Origin of the sequence: Novosphingobium lindaniclasticum LE124 (genome assembly GCF_000445125.1) — a bacterium.
Classification (GTDB): domain Bacteria; phylum Pseudomonadota; class Alphaproteobacteria; order Sphingomonadales; family Sphingomonadaceae; genus Novosphingobium; species Novosphingobium lindaniclasticum.
Genome location: NZ_ATHL01000056.1, coordinates 1 through 17,771 on the forward strand (window position 1 = coordinate 1; position 17,771 = coordinate 17,771).

Here is a 17,771-nt window from a genome sequence, read left to right on the forward strand (position 1 = left end):
GGGCCGGAGGGAGGGGGATAGAGAGGGAGGGGGTAGGGCGGCCCGCTCAGCTTCGGGTAGACTGCCGCACGACGATCCGGGGCGGCATGGCCAGGCTCCGGGTCGGCTGCCCTTCGATCCGCGCCTTCAGCCGCTCCACCAGGGCCCGCGCGCCTTGCGCGATCTCCTGGCGGATGGTGGTCAGCGGCGGGGTGGTCTGGGCAGCGAACGGCAGGTCGTCGAAGCCGACGATCCGCACGTCGCCGGGCACGGCGCGGCCCCGCTCGTGGAGGATGCGCAGGGCCGCCATGGCGACGAGATCGGATGCCGCGACGATGCCCTCGATCGGCAGATCGGCTGCGGCCAGCGCCCGATCGATCTGCGGACCCATCGCTTCGCCGGCCGGATCCACCGGCAGGTGGACGAAAGGCGCGCCTGCGCTCTGGGCGGCGGCGGCGGCGCCGCGATAGCGAGCCGCAGCCTCGATCGCGCCGGTCTGCCCGAGGAAGGCGAGGTGGCGGGCGCCCGAGGCGAGCAGATGTTCGACGGCGATCCGGCCCCCCAGTTCATTGTCGGTGCCGACGGTGCACTGGGTCTGGCCGCTGCGCCCCTGGCCCCACACCACCAGCGGCCGATAGGCGTGGGCGACCTGCTCGATCACGTCGGCCTGGTCGGACTGGCCGATGACGATGATCCCGTCGACCATGCCCGATCCGCTGATCCGTTCCAGCCAGTCCGCCGTGCCGTCGGGAGCGGCGCGGCTGAGCATGATGTCGTAGCCGCATTCGGCCAGTTCATCGGCAAGATGGCCGAGCAGCCGGAGGAAGAGGGGATCGGAGATCTGCCCGCGCCTGTCCTGGCCGAGGGGAATGACCACGCCGATCACGCCCGTCCGCCCGGTGCGCAGCTTGCTGGCCATCTGGTTCGGCTTGAAACCGTGATGGCGGGCGAGGGCCTGGATGCGATCGCGGGTTTCCACGTTGACCAGCGTCTTGCCGGCCAGGGCGCGGGAGACTGTGCCCGCCGACACGCCGGCCAGTCGCGCCAGATCGGCCAGGGTTCGGACGTGCCGCCGGGCGTCCGGGCCGCGCGGCTCGCCTTTCCGCGTCGGGTCCAGGGTCCGATCGTCGATATCCGCCATTCCACTTCCCTTTGTTCCGGCCGATTGAATGTTCGGATCCCGCGGCGGAGACGAAAGCCCCTTCGATAGTCCTGCTTACCCGAAGCGGGCCGCAGGGCTGGAGGCGAGAAGCGCCGCGCCCGCCCCCGCCAGCGGACACAGCCTACGAAGACCAGCGAGCGGCGCCGACTTAGGGCAGGAAACAGCTTCTATATCAAAGGCATGGATGTCGTCTCCAGGAACATCGGAAACCGGATTAAAATATTGAAAAGGCTTCCGCGATGCTCGCCGAAAGCGCGCAGGCGCTGCTGACGATCAGATGGTTCAGGCGAGGCGAGCGATAACGCGGGCCCAGGAGTCTCGAAGTGCAAATTATTCAATTTCGCCCGCTTAAACGAATGTTGCGCAGTGAAGAAATCGCGTTACAACTCAGGTGAGCGTCGAAAGACCGGTCGCGCGAGCCGGGTCGCTGCACTTTCCACAGTGTACCGACCGGCCGATGCTGTCGCCTTTCCCAGGATACGGGAAAGCGGTGGGTGTCGGATCGCCGGACCAGTCCTATATTCGTCGTCCGGCAGCGGGCGCCTGCGATGCCTCCTGCCGCTGTTTTGCGGGAGAATGCAATGAGCGCAGAGGATCTGACCGCCGCCCCGAAGACCCGTTCTTGCAAGCCGGGCCGCGATTCAGGACCTCTACTCTGACAAGCTCATTGCCGTAGACAAGCGCCAAGAGGGCCGTCTCGCTTCTATTTGGTGGGATGATGCAGAGTGGACCATTGAGGGAATCGGCACCTACAAGGGCCCGGAAGGCGCCCTCGATTTGGCCAATAACGTACTCTGGCCAATGTTTCACGAATGTATTCATTATGGAACCAATCTGCGCTTGGAATTTGTGAGCGCGGACAAGGTAAATGGTATTGGCGACGTCCTTCTCCTTGGAAATCTCGTCGAAGGTAATCAGTCGATTCTTATCGCTGCGGTCTTCACGGATGAGTATGAGCGCCGTGACGGGGTGTGGAAGTTCTCTAAGCGCAACGCATGCACAAGCCGGACCGGAAGGTTTCCGCGCTGCAGCCGGCGATCGTCGCGCGCATCCGGGATTCGCTGCTGCCCGGCGACGCGCCCGACCAAGGCGCCTGGGTGGAGGATGCCGCATCGGTCCTGCTCGAGGTCTCCGCGCAGCGCGCACCCGGCGCGCCGGTGATCGACATCGTCTCGGTGAACGAGGAGCGCCGCTACTTGCGCATCGCGATCGTCAACGACGACATGCCGTTCCTGGTCGACTCGGTCGCGGCCGTGATCGCCGAAGCGGGCCTCGTCATCGACCGCCTCGTCCATCCGGTGGTCCGCGTCGAGCGCGATGCCGCCGGCGGGATCCTCGCCCTTCCGGAAGACGCGTCGCCAACGGTTCACCGCGAGTCGATGATCTACATCGAGACCGACCGCGCCGACGCCCGCCAGCGCCGCGACCTCCACGCCGCCCTGGAAACCACGCTGGCCGACGTGCGCGTCGCCGTGGCGGACTGGCCGAAGATGGTTGAGGCGATGGAAGCCGATGCCGACCGCATCGACGATGGGGAAGGTGCCGATCTGCTGCGCTGGTTCGCCGGTGGCATGCTGACCCAGCTTGGCCATGTCACGCGCCGCCGCGACGGCACGCATGGCGACCTGCTCGGCATCTGCAAGCGCGATGCCCGCGATCTGCTGTCCGACGCCAGCTACCAGCGCGCCTTCGAAGCTTTCGATGCCCGATTGGCGGCAGGCGAAGTGCGCGCGCCGATGGTCATCAAGGCCAATGTCATCGCCCGCGTCCATCGCCGCGTTCCGCTCGACCTCTTCCTGGTCCCGGTGATCGAAGGGGACAAGCTTGCCGCGCTTTCGGTCCATGCGGGCATGTGGACGAGCGCCGCGCTGGCCGTCGCGCCGGACCGGGTGCCACGCCTGCGCCGCCTGCTGGCCGGCCTGGCCGGAAAGCTCGGTTTCGATCCGGGCGGCCATACCGGCAAGGCCCTGGCCCATGCCATGACCAGCCTGCCGCACGACCTGGTGCTAGGTTTCGGCGAAGCGGACGTGGAGCGGCTGGCCACGACGATGACCGGGCTCGTCGATCGCCCGCGCCCGCGCCTGGTGGTCACCACCTCGCCGCTGTCCCGTCACTTGTTCGCCTTCGTCTGGATCACGCGCGACACGCTGTCCACGCAGATGCGCAAGCGCATCCAGACCATGATCGAGGAAGCCGCGCAGGCGCCCACGCTCGACTGGTCGCTCAGCGTCGAGGCGGGCAACCTGGCCATGCTGCGCTTCACGCTGGACATCCGCGAGGGCGCGCAAGTGCTCGACGAGGAAGCGCTCGACCACCGCTTGCAGGTCATGCTGCGCGGCTGGGGCGAGGCTGTCGAGGCCGCTCTGGCGCAGTCGCTCGAACCGGGCCGCGCCGCCGCCATCGCCACGCGCTATGCCGAAGCCTTCCCGATCTCCTACCGTAGCGATTCCGGACCGGCCGAGGCGGCGATCGACATCGCGCACATGCGCGGACTGGTCGTCGGCGATGCGGGCACCGAAGCGCGCGGCAGCCGCGGCGTGCGGCTCTAAAAGTCCGTGAAGAGGTTATCAAGCCTGAGCAATCGACTCTGATTAGCCCGGATCGACAGTCACCGAGCCTCCTTCGCCGCGAAGCGACGGTCGAACCGCGGTTCGAACTGTTCCACTTCGTGTTCTCAGTCTGCTCGCAAAAGGTGCGCGGCACCCTAATGGAGAAGGGCGTGACCTTCGGCTCCAACGAGTTGACGATCCTTCCCCCGCAGAATGAGAATTATTGTCCGCAATATGTCCGGCTGCGGTTGCGATCGGAAGCCGCAGCCAAGCACCGTCCTGTCAGCTCGTTCACTGGGCAGTCGTCTGTTGATTCCGAAGGGTTCGACCCGCTCGTCGTACCGACCCTCGTCGACCATGAGACCGGCCGGATCCTCGCCGATTCCAAGGCAATCTGCCTCTACCTCTGCGACGCCTTGTCCGGCGGTACCGATCTTCTGCCCGCCGACATACGGGAGGCTGTGCTCAAGCAGGTCCAGCTCGCTGACACGACGCCCCATGTAGCCCTGCTCTACGGCGCCGATCCGGACGGTGATCGTCGGCCCGAAAGCATGCAGGCGGTCATGCCCGGCATCCACGCACACAAGATCGACGCCGTGCGCCGCAATATCCCGCTCGCGGACGGCGACCCGCTTCTCCTCGAAGCCTACCAACACAAGATTGTGAAGGAGGAAGCCGCCGCCTCGTTCGTCATCAACGAGCCGCAAATGCGGACCGCCATCTCGAAGGCGGAGCAGCTGGTTACCGATCTCGATCGCGACCTCGGGGCGTCCACCGGACCTTGGCTGTTCGGCGACCGCTTCACGCTCGCCGACCTGTTCTGGGCCGGAACGATTCCGGCGAGGCGCACCAGCTTCACCTCAAGATCTACCAGGCCGAAGGCAGCCTGCCGCTGTCCGACGCCGTCCCCGCGCTGGAGAACTTCGGCTTCCGCGTGCTCGCGGAAATGCCCACCCCGCTGGACAAGGGCCGCATCGGCACGATCCACGACTTCACCCTGGCCCTGCCGACCGGCGGCGACGCGCGCGAAGTGCTGAAGCTGGCGCCGATGATCGAGGACGCTTTGGCGGGCGTGCTCAACAACCAGGGCGAGAACGATCCCTTCAACCGCCTGGTCCCCGGCCTGGGCCTCTCCAAGCGCGACGCCAACTGGCTGCGCGCCTGGTATCGCTACTTGCGCCAGGCGGGCATGCACTTCGGCATCGGCACCGTGGTCGATGCCCTGCTGGGAGCGCCGGCGGTGACGCTGGGAATCGTCGACCTGTTCCGCGCCATCCACGATCCCGCCTTCAAGGGCGACCGGGCGCAGGCCAAGGCGCAGGCGCAGGAAGCGATCCGCGCCGGCCTGGCCGAAGTCAGCGCGATCAACGACGACCGCGTGCTGCGCGCCTTCCGCGACGTGGTGGCGGCGATGCTGCGCACCAACGCCTTCGCGCCCGCCGGTGAGACGGCGCTGGCCTTCAAGTTCGATTCCGCGATGGTGCCCGGCCTGCCCAAGCCGCTGCCCTGGCGCGAGATCTTCGTCTATTCGCGCCGCGTGGAAGGCATCCACTTGCGTGCAGGGCCTGTCGCGCGCGGGGGCCTGCGCTGGTCGGACCGCCGCGACGACTATCGCACCGAGATCCTGGGCCTGATGAAGGCGCAGCGCGTGAAGAACGCGGTGATCGTGCCGACCGGCGCGAAGGGCGGCTTCTATCCCAAGCAGCTTCCCGATGCGGCGCTCGATCGGGCCGGTTGGGCGGCCGAAGGGCAGGCAAGCTACGAGATCTTCATCGGCACGCTGCTGTCCATCACCGACAACATCGTGGCGGACAAGGTGGTCCATCCCGAGGCCGTGGTGATCCTCGACGGCGAAGACCCTTACTTCGTGGTCGCGGCCGACAAGGGCACGGCCAAGTTCTCCGACGTCGCCAACGGCATCGCCGAATCGCGCGACTTCTGGCTGGACGACGCTTTCGCCAGCGGCGGCTCCAACGGCTACGACCACAAGGCCATGGGCATCACCGCGCGCGGAGCCTGGCTCTCGGTGCAGCGCCATTTCCTGGAAATGGGCGTGGACGTGCAGAACGATCCGGTCCGCGTGATCGGTTGCGGCGACATGTCGGGCGACGTTTTCGGCAACGGCATGCTGCTTTCGAAGTCCCTGAAGCTGCTGGCCGCCTTCGACCACCGCCACATCTTCCTCGACCCCGATCCCGACGCGGCGAAAAGCTGGGCCGAACGCAAGCGCATGTTCGACCTGCCGCATTCGAGCTGGGACGACTACGACAAGAGCCTGATCTCGCCGGGCGGCGGGGTGTTCTCGCGCAAGTCCAAGTCAATCGTGCTGACGCCCGAAGTGAAGGCCGCGCTGGGCATCGAGGCGAACGAACTGGACCCCGAATCGCTGATCTCCGCGATCCTCTGGGCGCCGGTGGACCTGCTCTGGTTCGGCGGCATCGGCACTTACGTAAAGTCTTCGGCCGAGAACAACGCGACCGTGGGCGACCCGGCCAACGACGCGCTGCGCGTCAGCGCCAACGAGCTGCGGGTCCGCGTCATCGGGGAGGGCGCGAACCTCGGCGTCACCCAGGCCGCGCGCATCGAGTTCGCGGCACGCGGCGGGCGCATCAACACCGACTTCATCGACAATTCGGCCGGCGTCGACTGTTCGGACAACGAGGTCAACATCAAGATCGCGCTGGCTGCCGCCAAGCGGGCCGACAAGCTCACCGAGGAAGAGCGCGTCGAACTCCTGCGCGAGATGACCGACGAAGTGGCCGAGCTGGTGCTGGAGGACAACCGCCTCCAGGCCTTGGCGCTCTCCATCGCCGAGCGCGGCGGGGCCAGCGCCATGCCCTCGCACGTCCGCCTGATCGAGACGCTGGAGGAAGGCGGCAACCTCGACCGCAAGACCGAGGGCCTGGCCGACAACGAGTCGCTGGGGCGCCGGGCGCAGGATGGTCGCGGGCTCACCCGGCCCGAACTGGCGGTGCTGCTGTCGAGCGGCAAGCTGGTGCTCCAGGCCGCGATCGAGGCTTCCGACCTCGCCGCCGACGCCACGCTCCAGCCCATGCTGCTGGCGGCCTTCCCGCAGCCGATGCAGGCGAAGTACGCGCGCTTCATCGAAGGGCACCGTCTGGCGGGCGAGATCATCGCCACCAAGCTGGCGAACCGCGTGGTCAACCGCCTCGGCATCGTCCATCCCTTCGAACTGGCCGAGGAAGAAGGCGCCGACCTGGCCCATGTCGCTGCCGCCTTCGCGCTGGCGGTGCGGCTCTTCGACCTCGATGCACTGTGGGAGCGCCTTGAAGTCGCGCCGATGAGCGAGGACGCGCGCATCGCCCTGTTCGACCGCACGGCCAGCGTCGTGCGGAGCCACATGGCCGACCTGCTGCGCGCCGGTGCGGGACAGGCGGCGCCTTCCGAAGTGCTGGCCCGGATCGGCAAGCCGGTCGCGGCGCTTTCGGTGGACACGCATGAACTGCTGGGCGAACGCGTGGCCGTACATTCGCGCAAGTTGCGCAGCGGCCTTCTCGAACTCGGCGCGCCCGAGGGAGAGGCAGGCATGGTCGCCAACCTCTACGACCTCGACGGTGCCGTGGGCATCGCCGCGCTGGCCGCCGACACCGGGATCGATCCGCGCCAGCTGGTGGGGGCCTTCACCCGCATCGGCGCAGGCCTCGGCCTCGACTGGGCCCAGGCCAGCGCGACGATCATGAACCCGTCCGATCCGTGGGAGCGCCTGCTCGTCGCCGGCCTCGCGCGCGATTTCCAGCAGATGCGGCTGGACTTCCTCAAGCGCCTCGCAGCCACCAAGTCCGGCAAGTCGGACCCGGCCGCCGCCGCCGAGGAATGGGGCCGCGCGCACATCGCCGCGATCCAGACTTTCCGCTCGATGGTCCAGCGCGCCGAGAACACCGCACCGCTGAGCCCGGCCATGCTGGCGCAGATCGCCAGCCAGGCGCGGAACCTGCTCGGGCGGTAAGGGGAGAGCAGGGGTTTACCACCCCTGCAGCCCTAACCTGGGTTCTCGCCTGCCGCGCGGAATACTCGCGCAAGCACCAACGTCATCCTGAAACAGGTTCAGGATGACGCGTGCGTGGGAGCACCGCCAGTGCCCTATTCCAGCGGCAGCGCGCGCTGTTCCTTGATGGCTTCCAGCACGATGCTCGACTTTACGTCGCGAACGCCGGGGATACGCACCAGCGTCTTCAGCGTGATCTGCGAGAGATGCTCCACGTCCCGGGCGATGATGTGGACGATGTAGTCCATGTCTCCCGTCACCGCATGGCAGGCGATCACATAGGGATTGTCGCGGATCGCCTGTTCGAAGCGGGTGATGTTCTCGTCGATATGGGCGTTGAGGTTGATGAGGACATAGGCCTCCAGTTCGAAGCCCAGCTTGCGCGGATCGAGTACCGGCGCATAGCCGATGACCACGCCGTCATCCTCCAGGCGCTTGATACGGCGGCTGACCGGCGTGGCGGACAAGGCGGTGCGTTCGGCGACTTGCGCCACCGGCATGCGCGCGTCTTCCTGCAACGCGGCGATGATCTTTCGGTCAAAGAGGTCGAGCTGCATGAATCGCCTGACTCAAGGATGGTTCCTGGTTGAAACCACTCATAACGGCGCTGAAGATGCATGCAATCGCATGAATCCAGCGCCTGAGCTGTGATAATCTCCCTCGAATGAAGAAGCCCTCTACCGAAACATCCACGAGCGGGCTTCGGGGAGAGTACGACACGGCTGCCGACGACTATACGGTCGCGCAGGACTGGCACGGCTACACCCCGGAGATGCATGAGCGCTGGCGCCGGCTCTATGCGCGCCAGTCCGGGCTGGTGGAGACTCATGCCTGCGCTGCATTTCGCGAGGGCCTTGCCCGCCTGGATTGTGCCGCCGGCATTCCGCGGTTCGAGGATGCCAACGCCATCCTCAGCGCCGCCACGGGCTGGCGGCTCATCGGCGTACCGGGCTTCATTCCCGACGCGATCTTCTTCGACCACCTGGCGCATCGCCGCTTTCCGGTCACGCGCTGGCTGCGTGAGGAACACGAGCTGGACTATCTCGTCGAGCCGGACATCTTCCATGACTTCTTCGGCCATGTGCCGATGCTGCTCGACCCCACCATCGCCGATTTCCTGGAACTTTACGGTCAGGCCGGCGCACGGGCCATGGCGATGGACGCGCTCGACATGCTGGCGCGGATCTACTGGTACACCATCGAGTTCGGGCTGGTGCGGGAAGATGGCGGGCTGAAGGTCTTCGGGGCCGGGATCATCTCCTCTTCGGGTGAGACGCACTATTCGATCGAGGACGACACAGTGCTGCGCCTGCCGTTCGAGGCCGTCCGGGTGATGCGCACCGGCTACAAGATCGACTCGTTCCAGAAGACCTACTTCGTCCTCGAAAGCCTGCCTCAGCTAATCGAGGACCTCGTCTCGCTGGATTTCGGCCCCGTCTATGAAACCTGGCGCACGGCGCCGCCCATTCCCGCCGGAGAGGTGCTTCCCGGCGAAACCCCCTTGGGAGAACTGACTTCATGACCGACCTTTTCGACAACCCCATCGGCCTCGACGGCTTCGAGTTCGTCGAGTTCTCGGCGCCGGAGAAGGGCGTGCTGGAGCCGGTGTTCGAGGCCATGGGGTTCACCCGGATCGCCCGTCACCGCTCGAAGGACGTGGAACTCTGGCGGCAGGGCGGGATCAACTTCATCACCAATTACGAGCCGCACAGCCCGGCCTGGTTCTTCAGCCGCGAGCACGGCCCTTCGGCCTGCGGCATGGGTTTCCGCGTGCGGGATGCACGCGCGGCCTATGCCGAACTGCTCGCCCGCTCGGCGGAGCCGGTGCAGGTCGCGACCGGCCCGATGGAGCTGCACCTTCCCGGCATTCGCGGCATCGGCAACTCGATCATCTACCTGATCGACCGTTACGAGCGGAACGGAGACGGCGCCCTGTCGATCTACGACATCGACTTCGAATACCTGCCGGGTGTAGACCGCCACCCGGTGGGGGCGGGCTTCGACCTGATCGACCACCTGACCCACAACGTCTACGGCGGCCGCATGGCCTATTGGGCGGACTACTACGAGAAGCTCTTCAACTTCCGCGAGATCCGCTATTTCGACATCAAGGGCGAATATACCGGCCTCACCTCCAAGGCCCTCACCGCGCCGGACGGCAAGATCCGCATCCCGCTCAACGAGGAAGCCGAGGGTGGAAAGGGCCAGATCGACGAGTTCCTGCGCGCCTTCAACGGCGAGGGCATCCAGCATATCGCCTTGATCTGCGACGATCTGATCGGCGCCTGGGACAAGCTCAAGGCGCTTGGCGTGCCGTTCATGACCGCCCCGCCGGAGACTTACTACGAGATGCTCGACGAGCGCCTTCCCGGTCATGGCGAACCGGCTGAGGAACTGAAGATGCGCGGCATCCTGCTCGACGGCACGACCGGGGAAGGGCAGCCTCGCCTGCTCCTCCAGATCTTCGCGGAAGCGCGGGTGGGGCCGGTGTTCTTCGAATTCATCCAGCGCAAGGGCGACGACGGCTTCGGCAACGGCAACTTCAAGGCGCTGTTCGAAAGCATGGAACGCGACCAGATCCGGCGCGGGGTGTTGAAGGTGGATGAGCCCGCCGAATAGACGAGGTTGGGAGAGAGGGGCAGGCCCACGCAGGTCTGCCCCCGATTTCCGGGAGATTGACGATGACTGAGACGACGACTGGCAAGGCACCTGCGGCCGTTCCGAACCCGGCTCCGAAATTGGGCGGAATTCACCACGTCGCCTACCGGTGCCGGGACGCCAGGGAGACGGTGGACTTCTACCGCGACGTGATGGGCATGGACTTCATGCTGGCCATCGCCGAGGACAAAGTGCCGTCCACCGGCGCGCCCGACCCCTACATGCACGTCTTCCTCGATTGCGGCGGCGGCAACGTGCTGGCCTTCTTCGAACTGCCCAACGCGCCCGACATGGGGCGGGACGAGGCTACGCCCGCCTGGGTCCAGCACATCGCCTTCAAGGTGGAGAGCGAGGAAGGCCTGCTATCCGCCAAGGAGCGCGCCGAGGCGCGCGGGCTTACGGTGGTCGGCCCGGTCCATCACGGCGTGTTCAAGTCGATCTACTTCTTCGATCCCAACGGCCACCGCCTGGAACTGGCGTGGCAGTTCGGCACCTCCGGCCAGATGGCGCAGCTCAAGGCCGTGGCCGAGGACATGCTGGAAGAATGGTCGCGCACCAAGAAGGCGCCGCGCCACGCCGCCTGGCTGCACGAGAAGATCGCTGCGGAGACCTGAGAGCGTGAAGCTCCATGGCTACTGGCGCAGCTCCACAAGCTACCGCTTGCGCATCGCGCTGGGTCTCAAAGGACTTGAATACGAGCAGGTCGCCGTCAACCTGCTCGACGGGGAGCAGCGCTCCGCGGAATATCGCCGCCTAAACCCCTACGGCGGTGTTCCGGCGCTGGAGATCGACGGGCGCGTCTACGCGCAGTCGATGGCGATCCTGGAGTGGCTCGACGAGAGCTTTCCCGATCGGCCGCTGCTTCCCCGCGATGTCGAGGGCCGCTTCGCCTCGCGCGAACTGGCCATGGCCATCGCCACCGAGCTGCATGCGCCGCTCAACCTGCCGGTGCTGCAATACCTGAAGCATGATCTCGGCCATGCGCAGGCGGAAGTGGACGCCTGGTATCGCCACTGGATCGCCCGCACTTTCGAGGGCGTGGAGGCGCGGCTGGCGAGGCGGGGCGCGGGGAATTATCTGTTCGACGCGCCCGGCCTGTTCGAATGTGTGCTGATGCCGCAGCTATACAATGCGCGGCGGTTTTCCTGCGATCTCGGCAGCTATCCGCACGTGATCCGGATCGAGGCGGCCTGCCGGGAGCATCCCGCGTTCGTCGCGGCGCATCCCGACAATCAGCCGGACAGGAATTGAAGCGGCGGGTCAGGCTTTCGGCGTGACCCAGACTTCCACCGGCGCCACGAACTTTCCGGGCGCGGGCTTGCCGACATGGACGCGGTCGGCAGTGACGAGTTCGCCGCTGGCGAGGTTGAAGCTGGCCCAGGGCTTGGGCATGCGGCCGAAGGTCATCTTCTGGATGGGCTGGCCGGTGGTCGAATTCATGATGGTGGCGATGATGCTCATCCGCCCGCCCGTAGCCAGGTCACGCCATGGCGGTCCAGCGGGTGAGGAGAGCTATACCCGGAGCAATGCGTCGTCCCGGACTTGATCCGGACCGCTGGCGATTCTTCACGCGCCCGCGCGCAGTAAAGCGCCTCGCCGACAGACGGGCCGTTCTCGGCCAGCGGTCCCGGATCAAGTCCGGGACGACGGCCAAGTTCAACTGGCCTCAGCCCTCCGCAGGCGCCAGCAGCAGATCGCGCAGTGCTTCCAGGCTCGGCAGCACTTGCGCGCAGACCAGCGTCTGTTCCTCGGTGGCGGGCAGCAGGTCGGGCACCATGACGGTGGCGATCCCCGCCGCCGTGGCCGAGCGCACGCCCACCGGGCTGTCCTCGATGGCAACGCAATCGGCAGGATCGACCCCGAGGCGGCTGGCGGCGAGCAGGTAGGGCTCCGGATGCGGCTTGCCTTCCCGCACATCGCTGCGAGTGACGACGACATCGAAATAGTGCAGCAGTCCGGCCCTTTCGAGCTTCTGCTGCGCATAAGGCGCCTCGGAGGATGTGGCGATGGCCATCGGCACGCCTGCCTTGGCGAAATGCTCCAGGATCACTTCCGCGCCGGGCCGCAGCGGAATACCGGCTTCGAGCATGGCGGCGAAGGTCACGTCGCTCTCGTCGAAAAAGCGGTCGAGCGGGAAGTCCGGGCCCATGTGCTCGGCCATCAGGCGGCGCGAGCCATCGCGATGGACACCGACCACCGCTTCGCGCAGGTCCAGCGGAAGCGGATAGCCCATGGCCTCGCCCGTGGCGGCGAAAGCGCGCCCATGGACGGCCTCGGTATCGAGCAGCGTCCCGTCCATGTCGAAGATCGCCGCGCGGATCGGATCGGGCAGGGCGGAGGAGCGGAGCGTTGCGGGGAGCGTGGTCATGGTTCCAATATGAGCGCTGGTGATGGTGGAACCAATGCAAAAGGCGAAGGGATGGTTGCAGTAAACGTCGTGAGGATGAGGATGAGGGGGAGACGTCGTCCCGGACTTGATCCGGGATAACGACCACTCACCACTCACGCGCTGGCGTACGTCACGACATCCCCCGGCCCCACGCCCAGCAGCGCCGCCGCCGCCGCATCCAGCGTCACGCCGCCATCGGCAGCATCGACCTTCCCGAGACAGGCCCGGAAATCCGCCAGGCGCCCGGCGGCGACGAGGTGGCTGGCTTCCGCGTCGTCGGCATCCGCGATTCCCGTGATCTCGGCGCTGCGGGCCTGCTGAACGGTGCGGATCTGGTCGGTCCTGGCGATCATCGTCGGTCCGGCATCGAAGATGTCGACGTAGTTCTGGAACGAAAAGTTCTCGTTTTCCAGCATGCGCATCGCCGGGCGGCCGGAATAGTGCGGCTGGCCCATCACCTGCCGCGCCGCTTCGGACAGCAGCGCGCAGTAGATCGGGTGCTTGGGCATGAGGTCGGCGATGAACTGGTTGCCGTGCTTGGCGTTGAACTCGTCCGCATCGCGGAAGCTCATGTCGAAGAAGCGCCCGGCCAGGCCGTCCCAGAACGGCGAGTTTCCGGCATCGTCGATGGCGCCGCGCAGTTCGGCCAGAGTGGTCTCGCCGAAGCGCGCTCGGTGCATCTTGATGAAAAGGTAGCGGCTGCGCGCCAGCAGCTTGCCCACGCCGGCCGAGCGCTCGGTGGCGTCCAGATAGAGCCCGCCCACTTCGCTGGCGCCGTCGAGATCGGTGCAGAGCGTCAGCATTTCCGCGCGGAAGGTGCGGTCCAACTCCTTGGAATGCTGGGTGATCCGGCCGAGGCGGTAGGAGTAGAACGGAAACTCGGTGCCCACTTGCGAGAAAGCCTGGCAGGTGCCGCGCACTTTGCCGGTCTCGGTGTCTTCGAGGATGAACACGAAGAGGTCGTTGGCGATCTCGTCGCCGTCGCGCGCGAAGCTCTTGGCCGTGCGCGTCAGCTTGGCTTCGAGGGTGGGCTTGTCGGGCGGCAGGTTGGTGAAGCCGCCGCCGGTGCCCTTCGCCATGCGGTAGAGCGCTTCGAGGTCCTTTTCCTGGGCGGTGCGCAGGAGAAACGTCATGCGGGCAGAACTCCGTGGCGGTCCAGTCTGCGGAGGACGAGGGCGGTTAGGCGGGCGCGGGCGTCGAGGGAATCGGCCAGCAGGAATTCGTCGGGCGAGTGGATGGAGCCGCCCAGCGCGCCCATGGTGTCGAGCACGGGTATGCCGCAGGCGGCGATGTTGTTGCCGTCGCAGACGCCGCCAGTGTCCTTCCAGCTCATCGGCTGGCCGAGGTCGGCGGCGGCCTTGCTGACCATGCCATAGAGCGCCTCGGTCCCTGCCGAGATCGCCTTGGGCGGGCGCGAGACATGGCCGTGGACATGCATGTGGACGTCATGCGCGGCAGAAACTTCGGCGACCGCGGTCCTGATATCCGCTTGCGCCTCGGCGGCCAGTTCGGGTGTGGCGGGGCGCATGTTGAAGTGCAGGATGGCCAGGTCCGGCACGGTATTGTTGGGCGCGCCGCCCTCGATCCGGGCGGGATTCACCGAGAGGCCGGGGCGGCGCATCGCGGCGAGGCGCAGGGCGAGGTCACCGGCGGCGAGCACGGCGTTGCGGCCTTCCTCGGGATTGCGTCCGGCATGGGCGGCGCGGCCGTGGACGACGACGGCGTAATTGCCCGATCCGGGGCGTGCCCGCGCCATCTGCCCTCCGGGCAGCGCCGGTTCGTACGTCAGCGCGGCCAGCTTGCCTTGCGCCAGCTCCGCGATCAGCGCGGCGGAGGAGAGCGAGCCGGTTTCCTCGTCGCTGTTGATCAGCACATCGTAGCCCAGCGTCGCACCGGAGCGCTCATAGGCCGCGAGCCCCGCCAGCATGAGCGAGAGACCGCCCTTCATATCCGCCGTGCCGGGGCCGTTGAGCCGGTTCTCGTCGAGCCATCGGCACGTCTGGAAGGGGTGGTCGGCGGGGTAGACGGTGTCCATGTGCCCGGTAAGGATCACCCGGCGCTGGGCCTGGGGCCGCACCGAGAGCACCAGATGACGCCCGTGGACGACCTCGCGGGCATGGCCCTGGCTGTCGACTTTGTCGACCGGGGCGGGATCGACCAGCCTGACTTCGCCCGGCAGGACGGCAAAGGCCTCTGCCAGCTGCCGGGCCATCGCCGCCAGCCCCTCGATATGGCCGGTGCCGCTGTTGATCGCCGCCCAGTCTAGCGTCCGCGCGAGGATCGTGGCCCGCTCTACCGGCGCAAGAAGATCGCGTTCCTCGCTCGTCAGCCCTGTCATCAACGCAGCTTGCCGGAGAGCGCGCCGCTGTTGCCGGCCACGTCGGCCGCCTCGAAGCTGGCGACCGGATAGGCGCAGTAATCGGCGGCGTAGTAGGCGCTTGGGCGGTGGTTGCCGCTGTCGCCAAGCCCGCCGAAGGGCATCGATCCCGCCGCCCCGGTGGTCGGGCGGTTGCGGTTGACCACGCCCGCGCGGCTCTCCAGCACGAAGCGATCCCATAGCGCGTCGTCGCCGCTGACGAGGCCCGCCGACAGGCCGAAGCGGGTGGCGTTCGCGGCGGCGATGGCGGCATCGAAATCGGGAACGCGGGTAATCTGGACGATCGGGGCGAAAATCTCCTCATCGGGCACGTCCAGGCCGGTTACGTCGAGAACGCCGGGGGTGACGAAGGCGCCGCTGCGGCCTTCCACACCGGTGAAGGCGCGGATGACGGTGGCACCCTGCGCCGCGAGGTCCGCGAAGCGCGCCTTGGCGGCCTCGGCAGCCCGATCCGAGATCAGCGGGCCGAACCAGGGCTCGGGCGTCTCGTGCCATTCGCCGATGGTCACGCGGTCCGCCAGGGCGGCCACGGCGTCGACGAGCGCGGTGCCGAAGGCACTGTCCGGCATGATCAGTCGCCGCGCGCAGGAGCAGCGTTGGCCAGTGGTGATGAAGCTGGACTGCACGACCACCGAGGCGGCCTCGTCCACATCGCCGTCCCATACGACCAGCGGGTTGTTGCCGCCCAGTTCGAGAGCCAGGATCACGTCGGGGCGATTGGCGAAGATCCGCCGGAAATGCGCGCCGGCGCCTGCCGAGCCGGTGAACAGCAAGCCGTCGATGTGCCCGGCCACCAGCGCCTCGCCGGTGGCGCGGGCGCCGTGGACGATCTGGAACACGCCCTCTGGAAGACCGGCCTGGACCCAGGCATCGGCCATGGCCTGGCCGGTTGCCGGGGTCATCTCGGAAGGTTTGAACACCACGGTGTTGCCCGCGAGCAGGGCCGGGACGATGTGTCCGTTGGGCAGGTGGCCGGGGAAGTTGAACGGACCCAGCACCGCCATCACGCCATGCGGGCGGTGGCGCAGCACGGCTTGCCCGAACGGCATGTCCTGCCGCTTTTCGCCTGCGCGCTCGGCCTGCGCGGCGATCGAGATGCCTACTTTGCCGATCATCGAGGCGATTTCGGTGCGCGTCTCCCAGAGGGGCTTGCCGGTCTCTCGCGAGATCGTCTCGGCCATGGCGTCCTTGCCGGCTTCGAGGACCGCCTTGTAGCGCTGGACCAATTCCACGCGTGCGGAGACGGGAAGGGCGGCCCAGGCCGGGAACGCCGCATGGGCGCGGGCCAGGGCGGCATCGACGGCGGCGGCATCGGCCGCTTCGCCTTCCCAGACCAGCGCGCCGCTGGCCGGATCGAACGATTGGAGCAAGGTCATGCGTTCCTCGTCACCGCGAAGATGCCGGTGGCATTGCCCGAATCGAAAGTGAGATCGAGCCTGCCGGTCTCCGGATCGATGTCGCGGGTAATGAATTCGTAGAAAGAGCCCGGCACCGGCAGCGGAACTTCGGCGCCATCGGCCTCGCGGAAGGGGCGCACGACCTTGTCGGCCAGGATCGCGGTCTGGCGCACGCGGCCGTTCTGCGACACTTCGACCGAGGGCTTCATCGGATAGCCGTCCGCCTTCAGTTCCTCGGCCAGGGCCACGACATTGTCGGTGCGGGTGGTGGCGTGGTTGAAGGCATTTCCTTCGGTGGCGATCCAGGCGCCTTCCTTGGTTTCGCTCAGAAGCACTTCGTAGTCGGAAAGCGCCGGCGGCTCGTGCTGGCGGCCGAAGCAGGCGAGCGCGCCCTTGAGCGCGGTCACGGCCTGTTCGAACCCGCAGGCGCCTTCGGCCGAAAGCACCGCGAGCGCAGCGATTTCCGCTTCGCCGAGCGGATCGGCGGACGTACCGAAGACAGTGGCGCAGGCAGCCTGCGCCGCTTCGGAAAGCTGGTCGACGTGCAGTTCGGAGACGAAGAACTGCGGCACCGTTTCCGGCAGGTCGCGCTGGACGTAGGCACGGCCGGTCATCTTCAGCCGGGGCAGCGGATAGAGCCCGCCCACTTCGTAGCCGAGCGGCCTCAGGAAGCGGCCGAAGCCCTCGTGCCCGCGCGGCAGGGCGCCGGTTTCGCCGTCGATCGTGCGCAGGGCACCGTGGTCGAAAGCGATCGTCTCGCCGGCTTCCCGGACGGAATCGACGTAGCGGGCGGCGGTGGGCACGCGCTCCAGCAGATCGGCGAAGAGCGCGGCGTTGAGCGCCATGGCCACTTGCGCGCGGGAAACCGGCTGGCCGCTTCCGGACAAGGCGGGGTCGATAGTGAGGACGGCGAGGGTGGAGGCGGCGGTACGGTCGCCCACCGCGGCGGAAAGCAGCCGGAACAGGGTATCGTCGCGATTCGCAAGAAGCTCGGAGTCGGAAGGCATCGTGTTCCCGTCGTATTCTGTTTGCGCGTTGCAACGACATAGAAAAGCACCGGGGGCAAGTCCATGCCGGTGAATGCCGCGATGGCCATTTGTCTATACTAAAAAGCCGCGACTCGCGGGCGATTCGCAACCGCACAAAAGTGAACATGCGACAATTCCGCCCTCCGCGCGCCGTCTGTGACGGGCAGCTTGCCGCGTTATGTCGAATTTTTTGCAGTGCAGCGGGAAACTCCGGGCAAGCTCAGGC

Annotated in this window: 13 protein-coding genes and 3 pseudogenes; 8 read left to right on the top strand and 8 right to left on the bottom strand. The window is 66.9% G+C overall.

What is annotated here, in order from left to right; genetic code table 11:
- Positions 1-46 precede the first annotated feature (46 nt).
- Complete coding sequence (locus L284_RS32915; RefSeq protein ID WP_021233570.1) at positions 47-1,120, bottom strand: LacI family DNA-binding transcriptional regulator; 1,074 nt, start codon at positions 1,118-1,120, stop codon at positions 47-49.
- A gap of 642 nt (positions 1,121-1,762) precedes the next feature.
- Here L284_RS32915 and linA point away from each other — a divergent pair.
- The 4 genes and pseudogenes from linA to L284_RS0123970 all read left to right on the top strand — a co-directional run.
- Positions 1,763-2,146, top strand: a pseudogene (gene linA, locus L284_RS47270) (hexachlorocyclohexane dehydrochlorinase); the annotation flags it as partial.
- Positions 2,137-3,690, top strand: a complete 1,554-nt coding sequence (locus L284_RS0123955) for an NAD-glutamate dehydrogenase domain-containing protein (protein WP_031341862.1) — start codon at positions 2,137-2,139, stop codon at positions 3,688-3,690. The pseudogene linA and the gene L284_RS0123955, both read left to right, overlap by 10 nt.
- A 158-nt stretch (positions 3,691-3,848) precedes the next feature.
- Positions 3,849-4,517, top strand: a pseudogene (gene linD, locus L284_RS32920) (2,5-dichlorohydroquinone reductive dechlorinase); the annotation flags it as partial.
- A 17-nt stretch (positions 4,518-4,534) separates the two neighbouring features.
- Positions 4,535-7,657 (top strand): annotated as a pseudogene (locus L284_RS0123970) (NAD-glutamate dehydrogenase domain-containing protein); the annotation flags it as partial.
- Between the two features lie 134 nt (positions 7,658-7,791).
- On the opposite strand, the gene L284_RS32925 reads toward L284_RS0123970, so the two are convergent.
- Entirely contained in the window at positions 7,792-8,253 is a 462-nt protein-coding gene (locus tag L284_RS32925; RefSeq protein WP_021233572.1) for an Lrp/AsnC family transcriptional regulator, read from the bottom strand.
- Between the two features lie 107 nt (positions 8,254-8,360).
- On the opposite strand from L284_RS32925, the gene phhA reads away from it, so the two are divergent.
- The 4 genes from phhA (at position 8,361) to maiA (ending at position 11,605) form a co-directional block, all read left to right on the top strand.
- Entirely contained in the window at positions 8,361-9,218 is an 858-nt protein-coding gene (phhA, locus tag L284_RS32930; protein ID WP_021233573.1) for a phenylalanine 4-monooxygenase, read from the top strand.
- On the top strand, positions 9,215-10,315 hold the full coding sequence (gene hppD, locus L284_RS32935; protein WP_021233574.1) for a 4-hydroxyphenylpyruvate dioxygenase: 1,101 nt from the start codon (positions 9,215-9,217) through the stop codon (positions 10,313-10,315). The genes phhA and hppD overlap by 4 nt, the downstream gene beginning before the upstream one ends.
- A gap of 62 nt (positions 10,316-10,377) precedes the next feature.
- Complete coding sequence (locus tag L284_RS32940; RefSeq protein WP_021233575.1) at positions 10,378-10,968, top strand: VOC family protein; 591 nt, start codon at positions 10,378-10,380, stop codon at positions 10,966-10,968.
- Positions 10,969-10,972: 4 nt separating this feature from the next.
- Positions 10,973-11,605, top strand: a complete 633-nt coding sequence (gene maiA / locus L284_RS32945; protein ID WP_021233576.1) for a maleylacetoacetate isomerase — start codon at positions 10,973-10,975, stop codon at positions 11,603-11,605.
- Positions 11,606-11,614: 9 nt separating this feature from the next.
- On the opposite strand, the gene L284_RS32950 is transcribed toward maiA, so the two are convergent.
- The 6 genes from L284_RS32950 to L284_RS32975 form a co-directional block, all read right to left on the bottom strand.
- Positions 11,615-11,815, bottom strand: coding sequence for a hypothetical protein (locus tag L284_RS32950; RefSeq protein ID WP_021233577.1), 201 nt, complete (start codon positions 11,813-11,815; stop codon positions 11,615-11,617).
- Positions 11,816-12,020: 205 nt separating this feature from the next.
- Positions 12,021-12,722 carry an HAD family hydrolase gene (locus tag L284_RS32955; protein WP_021233578.1) on the bottom strand — a complete coding sequence of 234 codons (702 nt, stop codon included), beginning with the start codon at positions 12,720-12,722 and terminating at the stop codon, positions 12,021-12,023.
- A gap of 134 nt (positions 12,723-12,856) precedes the next feature.
- Positions 12,857-13,876, bottom strand: a complete 1,020-nt coding sequence (locus L284_RS32960) for an arginine N-succinyltransferase (protein ID WP_021233579.1) — start codon at positions 13,874-13,876, stop codon at positions 12,857-12,859.
- Positions 13,873-15,081, bottom strand: coding sequence for a hydrolase (locus L284_RS32965; protein ID WP_021233580.1), 1,209 nt, complete (start codon positions 15,079-15,081; stop codon positions 13,873-13,875). The genes L284_RS32960 and L284_RS32965 overlap by 4 nt, the downstream gene beginning before the upstream one ends.
- The gene (gene astD, locus L284_RS32970) at positions 15,081-16,496 is read right to left on the bottom strand and encodes a succinylglutamate-semialdehyde dehydrogenase (protein WP_021233581.1); all 1,416 of its coding nucleotides are present in this window, start codon (positions 16,494-16,496) and stop codon (positions 15,081-15,083) included. The genes L284_RS32965 and astD overlap by 1 nt, the downstream gene beginning before the upstream one ends.
- On the bottom strand, positions 16,493-17,524 hold the full coding sequence (locus L284_RS32975) for a 2-oxoadipate dioxygenase/decarboxylase family protein (protein ID WP_021233582.1): 1,032 nt from the start codon (positions 17,522-17,524) through the stop codon (positions 16,493-16,495). Before L284_RS32975 ends, astD begins: the two co-directional genes overlap by 4 nt.
- Positions 17,525-17,771: the final 247 nt, after the last annotated feature.

What these genes read in the sequence shown, in the direction of transcription:
- L284_RS32975 (WP_021233582.1), bottom strand. Translation starts at nt 17,524, where the DNA reads ATGCCTTCCGACTCCGAGCTTCTTGCGAATCGCGACGATACCCTGTTC.
- L284_RS32940 (WP_021233575.1), top strand. Translation starts at nt 10,378, where the DNA reads ATGACTGAGACGACGACTGGCAAGGCACCTGCGGCCGTTCCGAACCCG.
- phhA (WP_021233573.1), top strand. Translation starts at nt 8,361, where the DNA reads ATGAAGAAGCCCTCTACCGAAACATCCACGAGCGGGCTTCGGGGAGAG.
- astD (WP_021233581.1), bottom strand. Translation starts at nt 16,496, where the DNA reads ATGACCTTGCTCCAATCGTTCGATCCGGCCAGCGGCGCGCTGGTCTGG.
- L284_RS0123955 (WP_031341862.1), top strand. Translation starts at nt 2,137, where the DNA reads ATGCACAAGCCGGACCGGAAGGTTTCCGCGCTGCAGCCGGCGATCGTC.
- L284_RS32965 (WP_021233580.1), bottom strand. Translation starts at nt 15,081, where the DNA reads ATGACAGGGCTGACGAGCGAGGAACGCGATCTTCTTGCGCCGGTAGAG.
- L284_RS32955 (WP_021233578.1), bottom strand. Translation starts at nt 12,722, where the DNA reads ATGACCACGCTCCCCGCAACGCTCCGCTCCTCCGCCCTGCCCGATCCG.
- L284_RS32925 (WP_021233572.1), bottom strand. Translation starts at nt 8,253, where the DNA reads ATGCAGCTCGACCTCTTTGACCGAAAGATCATCGCCGCGTTGCAGGAA.
- L284_RS32915 (WP_021233570.1), bottom strand. Translation starts at nt 1,120, where the DNA reads ATGGCGGATATCGACGATCGGACCCTGGACCCGACGCGGAAAGGCGAG.
- L284_RS32960 (WP_021233579.1), bottom strand. Translation starts at nt 13,876, where the DNA reads ATGACGTTTCTCCTGCGCACCGCCCAGGAAAAGGACCTCGAAGCGCTC.
- hppD (WP_021233574.1), top strand. Translation starts at nt 9,215, where the DNA reads ATGACCGACCTTTTCGACAACCCCATCGGCCTCGACGGCTTCGAGTTC.
- L284_RS32950 (WP_021233577.1), bottom strand. Translation starts at nt 11,815, where the DNA reads ATGAGCATCATCGCCACCATCATGAATTCGACCACCGGCCAGCCCATC.